Below are 5,057 nucleotides of genomic sequence, written 5' to 3' on the forward strand. Positions count from 1 at the left end.
ATCGCCTCACCCGTGTACGAGCTGTCCCAACCCGCGAAATCCTCACCCAGAGGCGCAGTGGGCCGGCCGTACACCGAGTCGTACAACTCCCGCCAACCCTCGACCTGTTCGGCGGCAGCCTGCGCCTCGCCGTCCGCGGCGGTGCCGGGCACGACATACGCCACCAGCCGGGTGTCACCGGGCTGGTCCTCACGGGCGACGACGGCAGCGTGGGCGACGTCGTGGTGGGCGGCCAGGGCGGCCTCGACCTCACCGAGTTCGATGCGGAACCCGCGGATCTTCACCTGGTCGTCGGCGCGGCCGAGGTAGACGAGGAAACCTTCGGCGGTCCAGCGCACGACATCTCCGGTGCGGTACATCCGCTCGCCCGGCTCGCCGAACGGATCCGCCACGAACCGCTCGGCACTCAGACCAGGCCGGTTCAGGTAGCCACGGGCCAGCTGGACGCCGGCAAGGTACAGCTCGCCCGGTACGCCCGGCGGGACGGGCTGGAGCGCTGCGTCCAGCACGTACACGCGGGTGTTCCAGACGGGGCGTCCGATGGGCACGCTCGCACCGGTGTCGGACTCCCGGCACGCCCAGGCCGTGACGTCCACCGATGCCTCGGTGGGGCCGTAGAGGTTGTGCAGCGGAACGTCAAGTGCGTCGGCGAAGCGGTCGCGCAGGTCGGCCGACAACGCCTCCCCACTGCACAGGACCGCACGCAGTCCGGTGCAACCGGCCGCAGCGGGCTCCTGGAGGAACGCCTGGAGCATGGACGGGACGAAGTGGGCGATGGTGATCCGCTCACGCTGGATCAGCTCAGCCAGGTAGCCGGGGTCCTTGTGCCCGCCCGGGCGGGCGAGGACGAGCGTTCCGCCCTCCAGCAGCGGCCAGAAGAACTCCCAGACCGAGACGTCGAATCCGAACGGCGTCTTCTGCAGTACCCGGTCGTCCGCGCCGATCCCGTACTCGCTCTGCATCCAGGCCAGACGGTTGACGATGCCGCTGTGCGGAACCGCCACACCCTTGGGCCGGCCGGTCGAACCCGAGGTGTAGATCACGTACGCCGGGTTGGCCGACCGCAGCGGGTGGATCCGGTCCGCGTCCACCGGGTCGCTGTCGGGCAGGCCGGCCAACTCCTCGACCAGGGCGGGTGTGTCCAGGACGACGGCTGAGGCCGCGGTAAGCCCGGCGGTGGCGGTTGTCGCGAGTACCAGCGCAGGTGCGCCGTCCTCCAGTAGGTGGGCGATACGGTCCGCCGGGTACTCCGGGTCGACCGGCAGGTAGGCGGCGCCCGCCTTCGCGACGGCGAGCAGTGCGACCACCATCTCGACGGAGCGCTCCAGCACCAGTGCGACCAACCGCTCCGGTCCGGCTCCACGGCTGATCAGCAGGTGGGCAAGACGGTTGGCACGGACGTTCAGCTCCGCGTACGAGAGCTCGATGCCCTCGAACACCACGGCCGTCGTGTCCGGCGTACGGGTCGTCTGAGCCTGGAACAGCTCGGGCAGCGTGGCGGACGGGACCTCGACGGCGGTGTCGTTCCACTCGCTGAGGATGTGGCGGCGCTCGGCCCGGTCGAGGATCTCGACCCCGTCGACGGGCAGCCGCGGGTCGACGACCACGGCCCGCAGCAGGCGCACCCACCGCTCGGCCATGACCTCGATGGTCATCCGGTCGTACAGGTCCGTCGCGAACTCGATGAACCCGTTGATTCCCGCAGGTGCACCGTCCTCGCCGCGCTCCTCGCCGACGGTGATGAACAGATCGAACCGCGCGGTGCCGGTGGGAGTCGGCTCAGGGCTGACGTGCAGTCCGGGCAGCCGGAAGTCGGCCTGCTCGTTGTTCTGGAGAGCCAGCATGACCTGGAAGAGCGGGTGGTGCGCGGCGGAGCGGTGCGGGTTGAGCTTCTCCACCAGGTACTGGAACGGGACATCCTGGTGGGTGTAGCCGGCCAGAGTAGTCTGGCGGACCTGGGCGAGCAGGTCGGTGAAGGCCGGGTTGCCCGCCGTGTCGGTGCGCACCACAAGGGTGTTGACGAAGAAGCCGACCAGGTCGTCCAGGTTCTCGTCGGTACGCCCGGCAATGGGAGAACCGATCGGGATGTCGGTCCCGGCTCCGAGGCGGGTCATCAGGGCGGCGAGGGAGGCCTGCAGCACCATGAACACCGTCGTGTCGGTGGCACGGGCCAGCTCGGCGAGGTCCCGGTGCAGACCGCCGTCGAGGCTGAAGGTGATGGTGTCACCCGCATTGCCGGCGACGGCGGGGCGGGGCCGGTCGGTGGGAACGGTGACCTGCTCCGGCAGGTCGGCCAACTGTCCGGCCCAGTACTCATGCTGCCGGGTGAACGCGCTGTCCGGGTCGGTGTCGTCACCCAGCAGATCGCGCTGCCAGAGCATGTAGTCGGCGTACTGGACCGGCAGCTGCGGCCAGTCGGGCTCGGCGCCGGTCAGGCGCGCGGTGTAGGCGGCGATCAGGTCGCGGGCCAGCGGCGCCATCGACCAGCCGTCGGCCGCGATGTGGTGGACGATCAGCATCAGCACCGACTCGGTCGGGCTGACGGTGAACAGCCGGGCGCGCAGCGGCACCTGCGCGGACAGGTCGAACTCGTGCTGCGCGGCGCGGTGGAGCTGGTCGCGCAGCCGGTCCTCGTCCGTGGGCACGGTCTGCAGGGCGACCCGGGCCTGGTCGGGGGCGAGGATGTGCTGGCCGGGCTGTCCGTCGACCTCGCGGAAGACGGTGCGTAGTGCCTCATGGCGCGCGATGACGTCGTTGAGGGCGTCCTGCAGTGCCTGCCGGTCCAGATCACCGGTCAGCCGCAGCGCGTACGCCATGTTGTAGGTGGCGGAAGGGCCCTCGAGCTTGTGCAGGAACCACAGCCGCTCCTGGGCGTAGGACAGCGGCAGCACCTGCGGCCGGGCCGCAGGTACCAGGGCCGGGCGCAGCTCGCCCGCGTGGTCGGCCAGCCGGCGGGCGAGCCGGGTCACGGTCGGGGCCTCGAAGATCGCGCGCAGCGGGATCTCCACGCCGAGTGCCGTACGGATTCGGCTGATCAGGCGGGTGGCCAGCAGCGAGTGGCCGCCCAGGTCGAAGAAGCTGTCGTCGACCCCGACGCTCGGCAGACCGAGGATCTCGGCGAACGCCGCGCTCAGGATCTCTTCCCGCGGGGTGCGGGCAGCGCGCCCGGTACCGGCCGCGGTGTAGACCGGGCCGGGCAGGGCGTTGCGGTCGATCTTCCCGTTCCGCGTCAGCGGGATGCTGTCGATCACCATGATCGCAGCCGGGACCATGTAGTCCGGAAGCTGCTGCCGCAGACGGTCGCGGACCTCCTCGGTGGACACACCGTGCTCCGTCTCCGGAACCACGTAGGCCACCAGGCGGACGTCACCGGGCTGGTCCTCACGTGGGACCACCAGGGCCTGCGCGACCCCGGGAATCCTGGTGAGCACGGCCTGGACCTCGCCGGGCTCGATCCGGAACCCACGGATCTTCACCTGCTCATCCGTCCGGCCCAGGTACTCCAGCTCACCGTCCCGGTTCCACCGCACCAGGTCACCCGTCCGGTACATCCGGTCGCCCGCCTCGCCGAACGGGTCGGCGACGAAGCGCTCGGCGGTCAGCCCAGGTCGGTTGAGGTAGCCACGGGCCAGGCCCCGGCCCGCGATGTAGAGCTCGCCGGGGATGCCCGGCGGGACCTGGCGCAGGTTCTCATCCAGCACGTGGATGCGGGTGTTGTGGTTCGGAGCGCCGATAGGCGTGTGAGCCCGGGTGAGAACGTGGCTCAGGGTGGTGATGGTGGTCTCGGTGGGACCGTAGAGGTTGGCCATGTGGCGGCCCGGTGCCCACAGCGGAACCAGGTGGGGCGGGCACGCCTCGGCACCGACGATGAGGGTGGTGAGGTCGGTAAGTGTCCGGGCCGCCTCGGCGGGGAGGGTGGCCAGAACAGAGGGCGGGATGAAGGCGTGGGTGATGTGCCGGTCGGCCAGGGTACGGGCGAGGTCGTCACCGGCGAGGTGACCGGGCGTGGGCTGGACGAGGGTGCCGCCGTTGCCGATGGCCAGGAGGAGTTCCAGCATCGAGGCGTCGAAGCTGGGCGAGGCCAGCTGCACGACCCGGCTCTGCGGACCGGTATTGCACCGTTCGACCAGGGTGGTGATGAGCGAGGCCAGTCCGGTGTGGGTGACGGTGGTGCCCTTGGGCCGGCCGGTCGAACCGGAGGTGTAGATCGTGTAGGCGGTGTTCGCCGCCGTCAGCGGGGCGATCCGGTCCGCGTCGGTCGGATCGGTGGCGGGCTGCTCGTCCCACGGCTTCGCCTGGGACTCGATCGTGAGGATCTCGCCGCCGGTGGCGGGGAAGTCCTCGGCCAGCCGGCCGGTGGTGAGGAGCAGGGCGGGAGCGGCGTCGGCGAGCACGTAGGCGATGCGGTCGGCCGGGTAGTCCGGGTCGATCGGCAGATAACCGGCACCCGCCTTCGCGATGCCCAGGATCACGGCGAGCTGCTCGATACGGCGGGGCAGTGCCACGCCGACGAGCTGCTCGGTGCCGATGCCCCGGCTGATCAGCCAGTGCGCGATCCGGTTGGCACGGGCGTTCAGCTCGGCGTAGCTCCAGGTCGCGTCCCCGGCCTCCAAGGCGACGGCATCAGGAGCGGCCTGCACCTGCGCCTCGAACAGCTCCGGCAGGGTGGCGTCGGCGATCTCGGGGCGGGGGGTGGCCGACCAGTCGCGGAGCTGGCTGTGCTCGCCGGGGGTGAGGATGTCCAGCGAGCCGATGGGCCGGGACGGGTCGGCGGCGACCGCCTTGAGCAGCCGGGTCCAACGCGCGGTCAGCGCCTCGATCGTCGACCGGTCGTACAGGTCGGTCGCGAACTCGACGAACCCGCTGATCCCCGCAGGTGCGCCGTTCCGGCCATGCTCCTCGCCGACGGTGATGGCCAGGTCGAACATCGAGGTTCCGGTGGGCCAGATCTCGCTGTCCACCTGCAGTCCGGGCAGGTCGAAGGACGGCTGCTGGGTGTTCTGGAGTCCCAGGGAGATCTGGAACAGCGGGTGATGGCTGGAGGAGCGGTGCGGGTT

General features: G+C 70.6%; 1 protein-coding gene. It reads right to left on the reverse strand.

The features are described 5' to 3' along the window. The coding region (locus ACFC1R_RS38610; RefSeq protein ID WP_375946397.1) for an amino acid adenylation domain-containing protein at positions 1-5,057 on the reverse strand (5,057 nt) is incomplete at both ends.

It is taken from the genome of Kitasatospora sp. NPDC056138 (genome assembly GCF_042264695.1).
Lineage (GTDB): Bacteria > Actinomycetota > Actinomycetes > Streptomycetales > Streptomycetaceae > Kitasatospora.